15 protein-coding genes and 1 pseudogene are annotated in these 15916 nt (G+C 70.5%); 6 read left to right on the forward strand and 10 right to left on the reverse strand.

Going from position 1 to position 15916, the window contains the following annotated elements:
* Positions 1–1074: 1074 nt before the first annotated feature.
* The 4 genes from OG823_RS33805 to OG823_RS33820 all read left to right on the forward strand — a co-directional run bounded on the left by OG823_RS33805 (position 1075) and on the right by OG823_RS33820 (position 6241).
* Positions 1075–3615: a hypothetical protein gene (locus tag OG823_RS33805; RefSeq protein WP_371484186.1), complete on the forward strand. Its 2541-nt coding sequence runs from the start codon at positions 1075–1077 to the stop codon at positions 3613–3615.
* Between the two features lie 591 nt (positions 3616–4206).
* Positions 4207–4884: a hypothetical protein gene (locus OG823_RS33810; protein WP_371484188.1), complete on the forward strand. Its 678-nt coding sequence runs from the start codon at positions 4207–4209 to the stop codon at positions 4882–4884.
* A 191-nt stretch (positions 4885–5075) separates the two neighbouring features.
* The gene (locus OG823_RS33815; RefSeq protein WP_371484190.1) at positions 5076–5618 is read left to right on the forward strand and encodes a DUF6368 family protein; all 543 of its coding nucleotides are present in this window, start codon (positions 5076–5078) and stop codon (positions 5616–5618) included.
* A gap of 191 nt (positions 5619–5809) precedes the next feature.
* The gene (locus OG823_RS33820) at positions 5810–6241 is read left to right on the forward strand and encodes a hypothetical protein (RefSeq protein ID WP_371484192.1); all 432 of its coding nucleotides are present in this window, start codon (positions 5810–5812) and stop codon (positions 6239–6241) included.
* A 425-nt stretch (positions 6242–6666) separates the two neighbouring features.
* Here the strand turns inward: OG823_RS33820 and OG823_RS33825 are convergent, their stop codons facing one another.
* Positions 6667–7389 (reverse strand): SDR family oxidoreductase, encoded by a 723-nt coding sequence (locus OG823_RS33825; RefSeq protein WP_371484194.1) that lies wholly within the window; start codon positions 7387–7389, stop codon positions 6667–6669.
* Positions 7390–7485: 96 nt separating this feature from the next.
* Here OG823_RS33825 and OG823_RS33830 point away from each other — a divergent pair, with 96 nt between their 5' ends.
* The gene (locus OG823_RS33830) at positions 7486–8433 is read left to right on the forward strand and encodes an AraC family transcriptional regulator (protein ID WP_371484195.1); all 948 of its coding nucleotides are present in this window, start codon (positions 7486–7488) and stop codon (positions 8431–8433) included.
* A 45-nt stretch (positions 8434–8478) separates the two neighbouring features.
* Here OG823_RS33830 and OG823_RS33835 read toward each other — a convergent pair whose 3' ends face one another.
* The 5 genes and pseudogenes from OG823_RS33835 to OG823_RS33855 form a co-directional block, all read right to left on the reverse strand.
* Complete coding sequence (locus tag OG823_RS33835) at positions 8479–8955, reverse strand: transposase family protein (protein WP_371484196.1); 477 nt, start codon at positions 8953–8955, stop codon at positions 8479–8481.
* A complete protein-coding gene (locus OG823_RS33840; protein ID WP_371484750.1) occupies positions 8924–10045 on the reverse strand; it encodes an IS110 family transposase in 1122 nt (373 codons plus the stop codon). Before OG823_RS33840 ends, OG823_RS33835 begins: the two co-directional genes overlap by 32 nt.
* Positions 10046–10302: 257 nt before the next feature.
* Positions 10303–11678: pseudogene (locus OG823_RS33845) on the reverse strand (IS1380 family transposase).
* Positions 11679–11873: 195 nt separating this feature from the next.
* Positions 11874–12353 (reverse strand): hypothetical protein, encoded by a 480-nt coding sequence (locus tag OG823_RS33850; protein ID WP_371484197.1) that lies wholly within the window; start codon positions 12351–12353, stop codon positions 11874–11876.
* A gap of 60 nt (positions 12354–12413) precedes the next feature.
* Positions 12414–12872 carry a hypothetical protein gene (locus OG823_RS33855; protein ID WP_371484198.1) on the reverse strand — a complete coding sequence of 153 codons (459 nt, stop codon included), beginning with the start codon at positions 12870–12872 and terminating at the stop codon, positions 12414–12416.
* 342 nt (positions 12873–13214) lie between these two features.
* Here OG823_RS33855 and OG823_RS33860 point away from each other — a divergent pair, with 342 nt between their 5' ends.
* The gene (locus tag OG823_RS33860) at positions 13215–13550 is read left to right on the forward strand and encodes a hypothetical protein (RefSeq protein ID WP_371484199.1); all 336 of its coding nucleotides are present in this window, start codon (positions 13215–13217) and stop codon (positions 13548–13550) included.
* A 102-nt stretch (positions 13551–13652) separates the two neighbouring features.
* Here the strand turns inward: OG823_RS33860 and OG823_RS33865 are convergent, their stop codons facing one another.
* The 4 genes from OG823_RS33865 to OG823_RS33880 form a co-directional block, all read right to left on the reverse strand.
* Positions 13653–13808 (reverse strand): DUF6131 family protein, encoded by a 156-nt coding sequence (locus OG823_RS33865; protein ID WP_371484200.1) that lies wholly within the window; start codon positions 13806–13808, stop codon positions 13653–13655.
* 274 nt (positions 13809–14082) lie between these two features.
* Positions 14083–14475, reverse strand: coding sequence for a hypothetical protein (locus OG823_RS33870; protein WP_371484202.1), 393 nt, complete (start codon positions 14473–14475; stop codon positions 14083–14085).
* 119 nt (positions 14476–14594) lie between these two features.
* The gene (locus tag OG823_RS33875) at positions 14595–15197 is read right to left on the reverse strand and encodes an alkaline shock response membrane anchor protein AmaP (protein ID WP_371484204.1); all 603 of its coding nucleotides are present in this window, start codon (positions 15195–15197) and stop codon (positions 14595–14597) included.
* Between the two features lie 56 nt (positions 15198–15253).
* Positions 15254–15892: a DUF6286 domain-containing protein gene (locus OG823_RS33880; RefSeq protein ID WP_371484206.1), complete on the reverse strand. Its 639-nt coding sequence runs from the start codon at positions 15890–15892 to the stop codon at positions 15254–15256.
* Positions 15893–15916: the final 24 nt, after the last annotated feature.

The raw sequence follows: 15916 nt of genomic DNA on the forward strand, positions 1-15916 counted from the left end.
CGGCCGGTGAACCGCCGCCTTCGTGTGGCCCGCGGTCCCGCCGGCCGGCTTCCCGGTGCTTCAGTAGGCGACCACGACGCAGCCGTGCCGTCCACCGTTGCCGCCGGCCTTCAGGTCGCCGCCCTTGCCGCCGTCACCGGCCCCGGTGGGGCAGCACCAGCTCGGCGGCCAGGCCCTCGCCGACGCCCACCACGGCCTGCGTGCCGCCGGCCGGGGGTGTGCTCGATGTCGGCCCACACCGTGCTGCCGGGCCCGGCGGAGCCGTAGAGGACGGTCCATTCGGCGTACCGATCGCAGTTGTCGCCGATCCCCACTTTGTGGTCGTCCGTCAACCCCATGCAGCCGCGCGGGGCCGAGTTCGGCACGGAGACGTTCATCGTTACGTTGGGCCCTTGCTGTACCTGCCAGTTCGCCGAGGTGTAGCCGAGGTGTACGTGCTGTCCGTGCAGTACCCCAGTGACACTGTGCCGACAGGTCCGTGCAGCTCGGGCCAGACCAGGCACCTGCCGTCCGTGAGGGCCGCGAACCGGTAGACCCCGTCGATGAGCGGGGCGGCGTGGGCGGGCTGCGCGAGCGCCGAAGTGGCCGCGATGGCGTCGGCCATGAGGGCGATGACTCGTGAACGCATGCGACGGACTCCCCGAACAGACGTGGTCGAACCGATAACACGGCACTGACACAGTTGGCACACAATCCGCTGTAGACGGCGACGGCACCGATCCTGGAACACCGGCCCGCCCGGGTAGCAGTCGGCGGTCGCCGCTGTCACTCGCCTGGCTGAGTGACGTCACCCGACGGTGGTGGCGGCGCGGGCAGCGGGCGTCGTACGCCAGCGGCCCAAGGGCGGGCGGCTATCGAAGTAATGTTCGAGGACGATCGGCCTTGGGGATCGGTGCGGACGGTCGGAGGGAAAGATATCGAGTCATATTCGTTCATGATGTGACCAATATGCAAAAGTAGGTCCGGCCCATACTTACCGCACCTTTACCCTGATCGACGGACCGGCCTGACGACCTGTCAGTCCGACTGCCGATCAGAGGTGGAGAACCAGTGCTGAGAAGCCCGCGTCCGCCCATGCCGATCACCGCCCGAAGCCGCCGCACCGGCCGCCGTCCGCTTGGCGCCGCCACGGCCGTCGTCGTCACCTCCGCGCTCCTGCTGCTGGGCCTGGGGGGCGTCGCCCCCGAGGCCGGCGCCAGCCCGGCCGACACCGCCGTCGGGGCGTCCGCGCTGGTGAAGACCGTGCAGAACGCCACCCACCCGGGCGCCGCCATCGCCGAGCACGGCGACGCCCTGAACTGGGCCGTCACCTACCGCGGCGGCACCTCCGGCGGTGCCGCCGCGCCCGCCGTCGTCACCGACCCGATCGCGGGCGCGGGCAACTCCCAGACGTACGTGCCCGGTTCGCTGAAGGTCCCGCCCGGGTGGACGCCGTCCTGGTCGACCGACGGCAGCACGTTCGGCGCCACCGACACCGGCACCGCGACCACCGCCGTCCGAGCCGAGAACCCGGTGCTGCGCGGCGTCGGCACCGGCGTCTCCCCGCTGCTGCTCGCCCCCGTCCAGCCGACCGCGCAGTCCACCGGCGGCGACGGGTACACCCCGATCCTGCACCGGACGGCGTCCGGCGAGATCCAGTCCTGGAACATCTACCACCACGCCGCGAGTACCGCCCCGCAGGTGGTCTGCCTCAGCCTGACGGTCGGTCAGCCCTGCACCGGCGGCCCCTGGCCGCGCCCGCTGAACGCCGCCGTCGGCCCGCTCGGCAGCGGCGCCACCGGTGACATCGGCAGTCCGCTCACCCCGCAGTACGTGTTCGACCCCGCGCACCCGAACCAGGTGCTGTACCCCGCCGTCACCGCCGCCGCGGTCGGCGTGGGCTGCCTGGACCTCGACGCGCAGGCGAACTGCGGCTTCACCGCCCTCACGCCCACCGGCGGCTCGCCCAGCAGCGTCAACAACCTCGCGGGCCTGGTGCGTTCCGGCGACAACCTGTACGGCGTCGCCAGCAACGGCCGGGTGCTCTGCCTGGCGCTCGCCACCCGCACCCCGTGCGCCGACCAACCGTACGCGCCCGTCGCCCCCGGCAACCGTGACCTGCCGAGCACGCCCACCGCGCTCTATTTCGGCGCGCTCACCGCGGTCGGCGACAAGGTCTTCGTCTCCAGCTCGCCGCAGGCCGGCACCTCCACCGTCCCCGGGCCGCCCGCGCTCGGCTGCTTCGACACCGCCGCCCGCACCACCTGTGCGGGCTGGGACACCCAGCACCCCGCCGGGCCGAACGCCAACTACTACACCTACAACGCCTACACCGCGTACGACACCGCCGGGCACCCCGACGGCGTCTGCACCAGCACCGTCGGCGGCGCCAACGTCCTGACCACCTGCTACGGCCTGGACGGCTCCGTGCACGCCGCGCCGAGCAGCCTCGGCGCGCTGGCCGGCAACGTGCTGACCTTCAACCCCGAGACCGTCACCACCGATACCGGCACCCGCAGCTACTTCCCGATCTGGGGCGGCGGCGTGGCCGGCGCGACCGTCTGCCACGACTGGGCCACCGGCGGCCCCTGCGCGGGCTTCCCGCTCCCGGCCGGGCACCCGAGCGCCCACGGCGGCGACACCCGCGACTACGGCTACAGCTACGACTCCACGACCCGTTGCCTGATCGGCCTCGGCGACGCCGGCGTGCTGTTCTCGCTCGACCCGACGACCGGCGCCAGCCCCTGCGTGCACAGCGGCGCCTCGGTCACCCTCGAACCCGGCGACTTCTACTGCGACGGCGCGACCGGCCACGTCCAGGGCTACGACAAGGTCCGGCTGACCGACATCGACCTCTCGCACATCACCCTGTCGGCGTCCCGGGTCCTGGTCACCGACCCCGACGGCACGCCCGTCGCGACCCCGGCGCTCGGCGCGGACGGCACGGTCGACCTGTCCGGCATCTCCGTCATCGCGCACCCGGCCCTCACCGTCACCGCGCAGCTGGTGCTGACCACCTCCACGGACTTCACCAACGGCAACCACCCCTCCCTGGTCGTCGAGTACCGGGGTGACGGGCCGCAGGTCTGCTTCCGCACCACCGTCGCGGCCGCCTGCACCGCCACCGCCGTCACCAACACCGCGAACGGTAGCGACGCGAACGGCGCGCTCACCTCCAACACCGTCACCACCGCGGTCGCGCCCGGCACCGGCTGCCAGCCCCGGGTCACCGTGGAGAAGGAGATCTGCGGTTCCGCCAACTCCCACGACTGTCTGCCCGGAGGCCCCGGGCCCTGGGCCAAGACCAGCCCCGTGGGCCTGCTGGGCCTGCTCGGCACTGCGCACTGGCGGATCACCGTCAGCAACGCCGGACCGGTCGACGCCGCGTCCGTCACCGTCAACGACGCCAGCACGCCCGCCTGCCGGCAGGCCGCCGGCACCTTCGCCCTCGCGGCCGGCACCAGCCGCGCCGTCTACTGCGACTCCCTGCTGCTGGCGCTCCCGCTGAAGAACACCGCCTCCGCGAGCTTCGTCGCCGCGAACGCGCCCGCCGGCACCACCCCCACCACCACCGCCCCGTCCGCGGCGGTGGCCTGCTCCCTGCTCTGCATCCTGGCGGTGCCCGGCAAGGACTGACCCCGCCCCGATCGGTACGCACGACGCCCCGCCCCCGAACAGGTGGATTCAACAACTCGTCCCAACGCGGCGGGGGTTGGGATCGTCTTCAGGCGGCTCGAAAAAGCGCTTGGCTGGGGTGTCCCAGCCAAGCGTCTTCCTGGCCTGGAGTTGAGTAGACGTTAGAGGGCGGTACGTCCACTTCTGGATCATCTGGTGCCGCCCGTTCGTGGGTGCGGAGTTGTTCGGGCTGACCTGCGTGTCGTGTGCATGATGGCGGCGGGGCATGGAACGGATGCCGTACTCAGCGGATTTGTCCGACTCCACCAACACCATGGGCGTACGGAACCCGAGCGGGCACTACGTCCCTGAGAAGTGGTCGGCCCTCCCGCACCCCGGTTGTCCCGCACCCTGACCAGCCAGAACATCCCACCGAGGCCACCAACCCGGAGCAACCTCTGAAGCAACCTCCGGGTCCGTCCACGGCGAAGTGTGGCTTTGCACGTCAGTTGGCCAACTGTGCGGGCCAAGTGGCCAGGTTTTGCAGCGTTGTCGGTCAGCAGGCACGTAGCCCCGTCGTGACCGCTTGGGATCTCTGGCAAGATCATCCGAATGAGATTTTTCCGCGTTCACCTTTCCGCGCGCAAGGACGGCGCCCTGCTTGCAGGGCCGCTTACGGGTTCGCCGGTCGAGGGGACCGACGACGCCGCGGCCGTCGGACCCGAGATCGACCTCGATGACGATGGGCAGGCCACTCCCGAGTCGTTGGCGGCTGTCCGGGCAGCCGCCGAGCGCGGTCTCCCGGTGGCGATGGCCAACTACGGGACGGCGTTGCACTCAGCGGGTGACCAGACCGGGGCGCTGCACTGGTACACCAAGGCCTGGGAAGCCGGGAATGTGATCGCCGGCTTCAACCTCGGCGCGCTGCACCAGACGGCAGGCAACCCCCACCAGGCGCGGCTCATCTGGGAGCAGGCCGCTACCCTCGGCGACGTCGATGCCATGCTCGGCCTGGTCAGGCTGGCCTTCGAGCGGGACGACCGGCTGACGATCGAGCGCTGGACCCGCCGCATATATGCCCAGGACCTGGCCTTTCCGATCACCGCGGTCGGAGTCGCCTTCGGCGCACGCGGCTACACCTCGGAGGCCCTGCGCGCCTTCACCATCGCCGGAGACCTGGGCGACGCGTACGCCATGGAGTACCGGGCGGAGATCCTTGCAGACCGCGGCGAGCACGAACAGGCCGCCACCCTCCGGGCCCGCGCGGCTGGGGCCGAACGCATGTACTGACCCGCACATCACCCTCCGGCGCGCCGGGGTCTCGCTGACGGTCCGGCAGTTCTCGGATCGTCGGGCTGGAAGACCCGCGGCCATGATCACCGATCGTCGTCCGCTGTACCGCCCGCTCTCTGAACCACCGCGCGACGCGCCCGTCCAGGCCGACGACCGGGCCCGGCTGCTCGGCTGGCTAGGCTTCCGCCATGGCTGGTCCAGTGTTGGTGATTGAGTTGGCCGAGGCGCTTCCGGCCGCAGTCGTTCAGCGACTCCGCGGCTTCCTGGCGGGCTGTGCAGCAGGGCTCGACGAGAAGCGTCCTGGCTACTACGACATGCACGTGCGAGCTGACCAGCTCGGAATCCCGGTTCCTGGTGGCGTTGACGGACGGCGCCCGTTCCTGGTCTGTGCCATGGGGCCCGGGATCGGGGACGAGGAGACTTTCGAAGGCGAGCACGCGGACGGCCCCGATCTCGAACCCCTCATCGGCTTCAGCCCGACCCACGCAGTAGACGTCATCGCCGGATGCAACAGACCGATCGATCATCTCACCACGGCCCTGCTGACGGCTGCCATCATGGACGTGGTCGGCGGCGTTGCCAACGCTGAGCTACTGGATGAGCAGGTTGCAATCGTGGACGGACTTCCGGGTGTGCTCGCGATGACGGACGGCCCGGGGCCGATCGCGTGCGGCGCGGCGACATTCTTGCGTGCATGGGCTGCTCAACCGGGCTTCAGACTTCTCAAATAGTCGGCGGCGAGCCCATGTGTCACGGCACTCGTGTCGGAGCCGTTCGGCAAGACCGTCCGCGCCGACCTGCGCGCCCGCCGAGGGCAGCAGGAAGAGAAAGCTCAGGCCCGGCCGGACTTCCCCTCCCCGGGCGGGCCGCACCCGCCCGGCCGGCCCCTCGTTGATCGCTGGTGAGCATGTTGCGGTTGGCCGTGGCCCAGAGCACGGTGCCGGAGGACCCGGCGGACGTCGACCAGCTGCGTGCGGCAGGACGGGAGATCCGGGCGCTGATGCGGGAGGCCGCCGAGGCGGGGGCGCGGTTGGTGCTAGTTCCCCGAGGGCGCGCTCGTCTACCCGGGCAAGCACGTGGTCGCCGAGCGGCCGGACGGGTCCATGAGGTCGGCCGACTGGAGCCGCGCCGGTGGGCTGTCCTGCGGGAGGAAGCGGTCGCCGTCGCCGCCCTGGCCGGTGAGCTCGCCCTGTGGACGGTGTTCGGCTCCCTCCACCCGCTCACCGCACCGAACCGGCCCCACAACGACCTCTACGTCGTCTCCGACCAGGGCCGCCTGGTCGCCCGGTACGACAAGCGGTTCCTGTCGAACACCGAGCTGTCCTACCTCTACACCCGGGCACCAACCCGCTGACCTTCGACATCGACGGCATCCGCTTCGGCGCCGCCCTTTGCACGCGGGTGTGCCCTCACCAAGCCCAACGCCCGTGCCATCGGCCGGGCCGCCACCCAGCTGTGCCCCGGCACTCGATGAGTCCAGCCGAAGGGCCGAGGCGTGCCGCGGTCTGGGCCCGCACCGGACCTGGGCGGGACGTCGCGGGTGCGTCGACAACACTGAAGCTTCGCCATCTTCGAACGTGCTGGTCAGCGGGGCTGGCGTGACGGGCTGCTGGCGTACTCGTGCTGGTGGTGGGCGGCAGTCTGGCGTGTAGATCGTTGGCAGGGGGGTCTTTGCGGGGCTCTGTCCCTGTCCGTGTGGCTCCTATTCTCCGGCAGAACATGCCGGGGGTGGCGCCCGAGGCTGTCGGACCGGGCTTGTCGGTCCGACAGCAGCCGATGTCAGGCCAGTGCGGCTCCGCCGTCGAGGGTGAGCACCGTGCCGGTCGCATAGCCGTTGCTCAGGAGGTAGAGGTAGGCCGCCGCAGCCTCCTCGGGGCTGCCGACGCGCTGCACGGGAAGGCCGCTGCCTTGCGCTTGGAGGAAGGCCTCCGGCTCGGGCACGGTGCTGTCCCAAAGCTCGGTGCGGATCGCGCCGAGGCGGACCGCGTTGACCCGCAGCGGGGCGAGTTCCAGGGCCAGGGCCAGCGTCAGACCCTCGACGGCCGCTGTGATGCTTGCACCGAGCGAGGCTCCGGGGACGGGCCGGGTGGCGAAGGCGCCGGAGGTGAAGGTGATCGAGCCGCCGGGACGGAGCTTCGGCGTCGCGTACTTCGCGGCGAGCAGGGCGCCCCAGAAGCGGCGCTCGAAGAACGCTCGGGACCCCTCGGCGGTGAGGTCGGCGAGCGGCTTCAGCAGCAGGGACTCGCCCGCCGTGTAGACGAGGTGGTCGAACTCACCGATCCGGTCGAAGAAGGCGGCGAGCGCGGCATCGTCGGCGACGTCCAGCAGGATGCCTTCGGCCGGGCCGCCGAGCTTCTTCACCGCCAGGTCGACCCGGCCCTGGCTGCTGGAGGCGACGACCACGTTCGAGCCCTGAGTCGCCGCGGCCTGCGCAACGGCGAATCCGATGCCGGAGGTACCACCTATGACGACGATGCGCTGGGTGAATGCTGTGTTGTTCATGACGAGGACGCTACGTGTCACAACCGAGACAACGAATGGCCTTGGGTCTCGATTCACTGTCCGATCGTCTCGATCGCAGCACGGTACGGTGAGTTCATGGACATACTCAGCGACACGCTCGCGGCCCTGCGCACCGGGCGTCCGTCTGTTGTCCGTACCGACGCGCAGGCGCCGTGGGGTGTGCGCTTCCAGCCCATCGCAGGAGCCGGATTCCACGTCGTCGTCGAAGGACACTGCATTCTCCTGCCGGTCACCGGTGATCCGATCGCCCTGGGCCCCGGCGACGTCGTGTTCCTGCGGCGCGGCACCGATCACGCCATCTGTGACGCGGTCACCAGCGAGCTCGTCGCCTTCGAACCCAACCGCGTCGACACCTCCTCGCCGCTCGGGTGTTTCACCGTTGAAGGCGACGGCGCTCGCAGCGTGCTGGTGTGCGGGACCTACCACCTCGACATCGACCGGCCGCATCCGCTGCTCGGCGACCTCCCGGAGGTCATCCACCTCCCGGCCAGCCCCGGTCGCCGTCCGGCGCTGCGCTCGGCGGTCGACCAGCTCTGCGCCGAGATCCACCAGCCGCAGCCGGGTTCGGACTCCGTGGTCACGGCGCTCGTCGATCTGCTGCTTCTCTACATCCTGCGGTCCTGGTACGCCGAGTTGCCCAGGGAGCAGACGCAGGGCTGGGCCTCGGCGCTGAACGACCCGTTGATCGCCCCGGCGCTGAAGGCGATCCATGACGACCCGGCGTATCCGTGGACCGTCGAATCGCTGGGGAGCCGGGCCGGGCTGTCGCGTGCCGCGTTCGCCCGGCGGTTCACCACGGTGGTCGGCGAGCCGCCGCTCAGCTACCTGACGACATGGCGGATGGCCATCGCGGCGCGGATGCTGCGCGAGACGGTCGACTCGCTGAGCGCCGTGGCCGAGAACGCCGGCTACACCTCGGAATTCGCGTTCGCGAAGGCCTTCAAGCGGCACTTCGGCGCCCCGCCCGGGGCATACCGGCGGGAGCGGCGGACGGCGTCGGCTTCGCTGTCGGTGCCGGTTTGATTCTTGGGCGGGAGTCTGGGTTCTTGATCGTTCGTCAGCGTGTCGTCAGCGGTTGACTTCGAGGTTGGTCAGGACGAGCAGGGCGCGCAGGAGGGCGGTGGCGCGGGCAGGGTCGGTGCGGAGCTTGGTGAGGGTCCGCCAGGCCTTCAGGTTCGCGAAGGCGTGTTCGACCGGGGCGCGGGCGGCGGCCAGGATCTGGTTGGCCTGCTTGTGGCCGGCAGTGAGCTTGCGGGCCCGGGTGGCCTTGTAGCCGGTGACGATGACCTGGTCGTCGGGGTTCTTTGGCTTGTCGACGCCGATGAAGCCGAGGTCGGCGAGCGCGCCGAGGCCTGCTGCCTTGAGGTGTTCGACGATCTTGTCGCGGCGGGCGGCGGTGGCGTCGTGGGTGCGGCCGGGGCGGGCGGCGGAGATCCAGACCAGCTTGCCTCGTTCGTCGGTCAGGGCGAGGAAGTGCAGGCCGTGACGGTGGTGCTTGATGCCCCTATGTTCGTCAAGCCGCAGTCGTGAGGGTTGATGGATCATCAGGGCACTCGTGGCTCATGATCATATCGGCGCGTATCAGCGCGTAGACCTCGCGGGCCACGTAGCGCTTCAGGCAGCGCATTATCTCGCGCTTTCCTCGCCCCTCAGCGGTGCGTCGTTCCAGGTAGGTGCGGGTGCGCTCGTCCTGGCGCATGCGGGTGACCACGATGCGGTGCAGCGCGGCGTTGGCCTGTCGGTCCCCTCCCCGGTTGAGTCGACGGCGCCGGGTCTTTCCCGAGGACTTCTCGACAGGGCTGGCACCGCACAGTGCGGCGAAGGATGCCTCGCTACTCAGTCGCTCAGGGTTGTCGCCGGCGGTGATCAGCAGGGCCGCAGCGCTGTCCGGGCCGATCCCGAACTGCTCCAGCAGGCTCGGCGCGCTGGCCTGGACCGCTGCGGTCATGCGCCGCCCGAGCTCGGTGACCTCCTGTCGAAGCCGCAAGACGCGTTGTGCGAGCAGTCGAAGTGTGAAGACTGCCGTGTCAGCTGCCGGGTTGCCGTCGCAGGGGTCGGTCAGCTCCGCGCAACGGCGGACGAGTACCGCCGTCGAGAGCGGTTCCAGAGCCTCGCGCAGGGCGGATGGGGCGTTGATCAGTACAGCCTTGAGCTGGTTGAGCGCCTGGGTTCGGGCCTTGACCGCGGAGTTCTTCGCCAACCGGAGCATGCGCAGCACCTCCACCTGCCCGTCGCCGCTCTTCGGCAACGCCCGTGCGGTGCCCGACAGCGCGGCCCGGGCGGCGGACTCGGCGTCGACGGCGTCGGTCTTGCCGCGGCGACGCCGGGCGGATCGGTCTGGCTGGTTGACCTCCACCACCGGCACCTGCTGGGTCGCGAGGTAGCGGGCGAGGCCAGCACCATAGGATCCGGTGCACTCCACCCCGGCTCGCAGCACGGTTCCGAACTGACATGTCCAGTTGAAAAGTTGGCGGTAGCCGGTCCCGGTGGCCGGGAACTCCCCGGTGTCCAGCAGCCCGCCCAGGTGGTCCAGGACGGCGGCGACATGCACGTCCTTGTGGGTGTCGACACCGAGCACCACCGAACGCGGCGAGGCGGCCTCGGCGGCTTGGACGGTACGGAATGCGGCGGGCATGCTGAGGGTGGTCACGGTGCTCCTGTTCGACGACGCAGTGCCGATGGCCAGCGTCGGTCGGTGGAGCGGTCAGGACTGTGACGGTGCCTTCTAGCCTCGATTTTTCATGACGGTCCGTTGGCGTGGTCGGCGGGCCGTTTCGGCTTGTGTGGGTAGTGGTGGGTAGGCCGAGGGCCCGACTGTCGCGTCGGGTGCGCGTCGGATTCCACGGTTCCGGAGGTGTTCGGCTGCTCGTCGGGGTGGGTCGTTGTCGCTGGTCAGCCAGGGTTCGGTAGTGCTTGCAGCCTGCTGAACGCGGTAGTGATCACGTCGGTCCAGGGCCAGTGGTTGGCCAGGCGGAGGATGCGGCGGCGGCCGGTGGTGACCAGGCGGGCGGCGGCGGAGAACAGTCGCAGCCGCATGCGCTTGGGTTCCCATCTGCGGGTTCGGCCGGTGAGGGCGAGCGTGGGCATCCAGGCGAGGAGGTCCAGGGCGAGTTGGACGATCTCCAGCCAGAGCTGATTTTGGGCGGTGTGGTGCAGGGGGAGATTGCGCAGGCCGGTGTCGCGGGCGGCGCGGATGCGGTCCTCGGCGCGGGCGCGCTGGCGGTGCCGCAGTTCCAGGGCTGCGATCGCGGTTCCGGGGGTGTTGGTGGCGAAGCAGGTCAGGCGCATCCCGTCGGCGTCGGTGAACCTCAACTGGGCTCCGGGGTGCGGTCGTTCCTTGCGGACGATCAGCCGTATTCCCTTCGGCCAGCCGTTGAGGACGTCGCCCGCGAGTTCGGCGACCCAGGCGCCGTCGCGGACCTGGCCGTCGGGTTCGACCGCGGGCGTCCAGGCCGGGGCCGGGACATGGAGCACGGCCTGGTGGACCGCGTCGGTGATCGTCATCCCGACCGAGTAGGACAGCCACCGGCCGCGTGTGGTCAGCCAGTTCAGGAAGTCGTGGGTGCCTCCTGCGGAGTCGGTGCGGATCAGGGTGCGGCGTCCACGCCGGTGGCGCTTGGGAAGTTGGGCCAGGGCGAGCTGGGTGGTGGTGATGTGGTCGGCGGCGGTGTTGCTGCCGGCGTTGCCCGGCCGCAGCAGTGCGGCCACCGGTTCCCGGAACCACCCGCTCCGTGGTCGACGAACGCGACCAGCGGGTGGTGTCCGAAGGTCCGCTTCCAGGTCGCGGTCGCGTCCTGCTTCTCGGAGTGCGCCAGCACCAGCACTCCGTCGATGTCCACGATCACCTGCCCTCCGGCGTCGGGGGCATCGGCCCCGGCAAGCTTCCAGACCCGTTCGCGGACCTCGGCCCTGGCCCGGCGGATCGCGGTCAGCGCGTGGGGCCCGGCCGCGGCCAGGGTCTCCACCAGGCGCGAGACGGTGGGGTCGGAGGCCACCAGCCCGAACACCTGCGGTTCGGCACGCAGCACGGCCACGTCCGACAGGCAGTCCCCGCCCAGCGCCATCGCCAGGGCCAGGTCCAGCAGCACCTTGCCCGGGTCGTGCACCGCACGCTGTTTGCGCCACGGCGCCAGCGCCGCCGATATCGCTGTGTCCAACCCGGTCTTGCGCACGGTCTCCACCAGCAGCACCCCGCCGGCCTGCGAGACCACCGCACCGCCGTCGCCCTGGACGCGGACGCGCGGGTAGGACCCGATAAGCTTCTTCACCTGGAGAGTGCTTCTTTCCTTGCAGCGGACAGGACCCTAGACAAGTCCCATCGTTGCAGGTCAGAAGCACTCTCCGTTTATTTGATCAAGGTTTGGACGAGCCGCTCATGAAAGCGCGAGGCTAGGCCAAGGCCCCTATCGGGACACGCTCCGCCGGCCGGTGCCGGTACGCGCCGCTCCGGCCGTGCCGACAGATCAAACACAAGGCACAAGCAGCCAGCCAGAGTACGAGTCAGGCGCGGCCGGAGCGACACGACCATCATCACAGCCGGAGTAGTTGGGGCGGTTGGCCTTCCCGGTACGACGCTGGGTGGGGATCAGGGTGCCGTCGATGAGCACGACCTCCCCGCCCTGCGCGGCTATCTGGCGAAGTGCCCGGTCCAGGCGTGGGGCCCGTGCGGCGAGCAGGTCGAGCATCTCGTCGCGCCATCGCCGCAGGGTGGACTCGGGGACCCCGTTGCCGTGGGCCAGGTTCAGCAGGCGCTGATCGTGTCGCAGCATCGCCAGCACGAGCACCGCGATGCGGCCCGGCGGCAGTGACCGAAACGGCGAGCGAATCGCTTTCAGGTGCGATCGCAGCAGGTCGGCGAGGTAGGTGATGGTGCTCGTGGACAGATTCAGGTGGCACTGGTAGACAAGGGAGACGCCCTCGGCGGGCTCGTTGATTTTCGTCACACAAACTCAACGACCGCCGGAGGCCATCAAGTTACGCCCCGTGGTCCACGGCCTGGCCGGTCACAGGCGTGTGGTGAACCTGCCGTCGGGCAGTTTGCGTAGCCATCCGCGCGCGGCGAGCTTGGACAGCTTCCCCCGCAGCGGCTCCAGTTTGCCCCGCGCTGTCACCTCCAGCCCCAGCTCCTGGCCGACCTGCCTGGTCGACACCGGCCCGCCCGTGTCCTGCACCACGGCCATGATCCGCTGGTAGTCCGGCGGCAGCGCGTCCTGGGCCATGCCGGGCCCGCGATGCGGAATCAGCAGCACCGCACGGCCCGCGACCTGCGCTTCAGCCGGCACGGCCGCAGTCGCGTCCGCGGCGGCGAACTGCTCGGCAATCCTCGCGATCACCCTCTCGGCGACCGCGAGTTCCTCCTGCTCGGCCCGCACCTGATCGAGCTGTTTGACCAACTGTTCCTCCAACTCGTTCAGCTCGGCTCGGCGCACGACGATCTTCCTCAGCACATCGGGATCCACCATGAGCCGGAGCGTAGGAGTCACACCGACAGCGACAGAGCGGAATCGGCAAAGACCTCACCGCCAGACGATCTACACGCCAGACTCCCGCCCACCACCAGCATGAGTACCCCTACAGCCCGCCACACCAGCCCTCTGACCAGCACGTTCGAAGATGGCGAAGCCTCACTGTCGCGGGTTGATCGGGTGGTGCGACGCAAGACGCCAGCGTTTCGACACACCGCGCGGCCGCCGCCGTCGCTGATACCGCCGAGCGCCTCGCCGATATCCCAGGGACACCGCCGCCCAGATCGCCGACGCCCACCGGCCCACCTTCGCAAGCAGACGAAGACGAAGGGCAGCCCGATGGCCGTCGGCATCGTGGCCTTCGGCGCGGGCCTGCTGGCAGCCGCCCTACTGTCCGCCAGCGAGGTTGAGCAACAGGGCGTTGCGAAGTTGCGCGAGCACGGGCACCTGCTGGAGCCCGGCAAGCAGGCCGCCTTCGAGGCCGCGCAGGACGTCCGCGACGAACTTCGCGAGCCGGCCGCCGACACGGTCCAGGCCGTGAAGGCCTCCGCGCAGGGCGCCACGGTTGCCGCCGGGGCGGGTGATCCGGTGCTGCTCGGACCGTCAGTCGGCACATCGGTGTCCGCTTGGCGGCAAGCGTATTGGGACCGGTCTCGGGGTTGGACGGCTTCCTGAGCCGGGATTTCCTGGGGGTCTGGGGGCGGGCCCTCTGCTTGGTGCGCCGGCCCGGCGCCGGCGGTGGGTTGCCGGAGTCGGGCCGGGTGGGCGTGGGTTGTCTCACCAGTAGTGGGTCCGACCGCCGACCGCGTGGCCGAGGGCTCCCATCACCCAGAGGACGACTCCGACGGCGACGAGAATGATGCCGATGGTCCACAGGAAATTGATGCCGGCGACGAGGCCGATGATGAGGAGGATGACTCCGAGGACGACCATGTGCGTGTCTCCTTACGCGGTCCCCCCGGTGCTGGTGCGTCGGTTCGGGGTGGGAGCATGTCGCCCTCGGTGGGGGTTGTCCCGACTCGGGGCGGGGGCCTCGATCCTGGCCGCACGCTTTGTGGCTGGTGGGCTGGTGGGCTGGTGGGCTGGTGGGCTGGTGGTGGGTCCGTGGGGCCTCGGGTGAGGCACTGGGCTCGGGCGTCGACCGTGCCGGTGCGCCTGTCGGGCGCCTTGGCCGCGCGGTCGGCGAGGGGGCGGGGCGGGTGACGGGTCAGTGTGCGGAGGTGGGGCCGGAGGGTTCCTGGGGGTCGACGCCGGTGTGGGCGCTCGCGGTGCGGCTGCCGCTGGGTCGTTGGGAGGGGCCTTGAGGGCCGGTGTCGGAGGTGTGCTTGTCAGGGTGCTTCCTGGCGGTGTCCTCGGCGCGCCGGCCGGTGCTTTCGACGGTGTCGCCCGGCACGTCCTGCTCCTCCTGCTTGGACACGGTCCGGCCGGGGCCGGGTTCAGGGGCGTAGGTGTCGGGGTGGAAGGAGCGGTGGGCGCTGTCGTTGTCATGCTGCTCTTCGGCGTCGATGTCGGGCGACCAGCCGTGTTGGTCGGCGCCGGCGAAGCGGCTGGCCTCGCCGTCCTCCATCGATGCGTGGGTCTTGTGGTGCGCCTTCTTCATGGGTGTCTCCGGATGTGATCGGTATCAGCCGAGGGAGGTGGTGGCGCGGAGCGGGTGACGGCGGGTCAGGTCCAGCGGGCGACGTGCAAAAGAGAGCGGTGGCCCTGCCGAGCGGTGGGTCAGTCGGCACGGTGGGGGCGGTGGGGAGCGACGCGTAGGACGGCCCGGGTGGAGAGGTCGTGGCGGCCGGTGGCGCGGCGGACACGAAGCAGGGGCCCGTCGTGCAGGGTTTCGCTCACGGCGCGGGGGGAGGTGTGCGGGTCGAGGGTGAGAGTGATGTGGGCGCGGGGGCTGCCCGCGGACCCGGTGAGGTGTGCATCCGCGTCCTTCACGCCGGGCAGGCGGGAGCAGTCCTCCGCCAGGGCTTGGGCCAGGGCGTGGTCGTTGAGCCGCACTCCGGCTACGGGCGGGGAGCCGACCGGCAGGCCGCCGGGGTGTCGATGGCGCAGCTGTGCGTAGAGCCACCACAGGGCCAGCACGAGCACGACGCCCAGGGCGGCGATGACTGCCGGCCACCACCAGTCCTCGCCCGTCCATCGGGTGCGTTGGGCGTCGGTGAGCAGGACGTCGCCCGGTGTGGTGTACGGCCGGCCGTCGGGCGGCGTGATGTCCAGGCGTCGGTAGAGGTCGAGGCCGCCGGTGAGGACGAGCAGGCCGGTGCCCAGCAGGGCCAGGCCGGCCAGTGCCAGCAGCGTCCGGTTGAGTGCGGAGCGGGTCTTCATCGTCTTCGCCTCCTGTCGGGTGCGCCGGTGGTCGGGGGGTGGGGGGGAGGGCCGGATCAGGTCGATCGGGGGCGGACCCGCACGGTGAGCCGGGGGCTGTTGGCGAGGCCGAGGTCGCCGATCTGCTGTTCAAGGGTGTCCGTCAGCTCTTTCTCGACGGTTTCGGGGTCACGGAATCGGATCCGTGTGCGTGCGGTGACGTGGCGTCGGTGTACTCGGATCCGGGCCTCGGAGACGCCGGGTGTTCGCAGGGCTGCGTCGCGCAGCAGCAGGGCTGCGCCGCCGCGGTCGAGCATGACGTCGGCGTCGGCGTCGGGGTCTGTGTCTGGCCCGGCCAGGGGGAGCAGGCGGCGGTGGCCGGGTGTGAACGCGATGACGAGCAGCCACAGTCCCAGTGCCGCGGATAGGGCGGCGCCGGTGAGGATCCACGGGTCGTTCAGCGGGCGGGTGGCGAGCTCGTGGGTGAGGGACTTGCGCCAGGCGCTTGCGGTGTGTCCGGTCCGTACCCGTACGGTGTCGAAGAGCAGCGCGCCGCAGGCCGCCGACAGGACGAGAGCGACGATCGCGGCCGGGATCCGTCGCCGTGACCACCAGCGTGACGGCGTTCGGAGCGGGCCGGAAGCCTTGTCGGAGCGGGTGCGGGTGGTGGGTGTTTCGGTGTTCGCGGCGGCTGGTTGCTGCTGGTGCTGTGTCATCGCGCCTTCACCTCATGGGCGGGC

Origin of the sequence: Kitasatospora sp. NBC_00315 (assembly GCF_041435095.1) — a bacterium.
Classification (GTDB): Bacteria; Actinomycetota; Actinomycetes; order Streptomycetales; family Streptomycetaceae; genus Kitasatospora.

What these genes read in the sequence shown, in the direction of transcription:
- OG823_RS33870 (WP_371484202.1), bottom strand. Translation starts at nt 14,475, where the DNA reads ATGAAGAAGGCGCACCACAAGACCCACGCATCGATGGAGGACGGCGAG.
- OG823_RS33835 (WP_371484196.1), bottom strand. Translation starts at nt 8,955, where the DNA reads ATGATCCATCAACCCTCACGACTGCGGCTTGACGAACATAGGGGCATC.
- OG823_RS33840 (WP_371484750.1), bottom strand. Translation starts at nt 10,045, where the DNA reads ATGCCCGCCGCATTCCGTACCGTCCAAGCCGCCGAGGCCGCCTCGCCG.
- OG823_RS33810 (WP_371484188.1), top strand. Translation starts at nt 4,207, where the DNA reads ATGAGATTTTTCCGCGTTCACCTTTCCGCGCGCAAGGACGGCGCCCTG.
- OG823_RS33825 (WP_371484194.1), bottom strand. Translation starts at nt 7,389, where the DNA reads ATGAACAACACAGCATTCACCCAGCGCATCGTCGTCATAGGTGGTACC.
- OG823_RS33860 (WP_371484199.1), top strand. Translation starts at nt 13,215, where the DNA reads ATGGCCGTCGGCATCGTGGCCTTCGGCGCGGGCCTGCTGGCAGCCGCC.
- OG823_RS33865 (WP_371484200.1), bottom strand. Translation starts at nt 13,808, where the DNA reads ATGGTCGTCCTCGGAGTCATCCTCCTCATCATCGGCCTCGTCGCCGGC.
- OG823_RS33805 (WP_371484186.1), top strand. Translation starts at nt 1,075, where the DNA reads ATGCCGATCACCGCCCGAAGCCGCCGCACCGGCCGCCGTCCGCTTGGC.
- OG823_RS33875 (WP_371484204.1), bottom strand. Translation starts at nt 15,197, where the DNA reads ATGAAGACCCGCTCCGCACTCAACCGGACGCTGCTGGCACTGGCCGGC.
- OG823_RS33830 (WP_371484195.1), top strand. Translation starts at nt 7,486, where the DNA reads ATGGACATACTCAGCGACACGCTCGCGGCCCTGCGCACCGGGCGTCCG.
- OG823_RS33855 (WP_371484198.1), bottom strand. Translation starts at nt 12,872, where the DNA reads ATGGTGGATCCCGATGTGCTGAGGAAGATCGTCGTGCGCCGAGCCGAG.
- OG823_RS33880 (WP_371484206.1), bottom strand. Translation starts at nt 15,892, where the DNA reads ATGACACAGCACCAGCAGCAACCAGCCGCCGCGAACACCGAAACACCC.
- OG823_RS33815 (WP_371484190.1), top strand. Translation starts at nt 5,076, where the DNA reads ATGGCTGGTCCAGTGTTGGTGATTGAGTTGGCCGAGGCGCTTCCGGCC.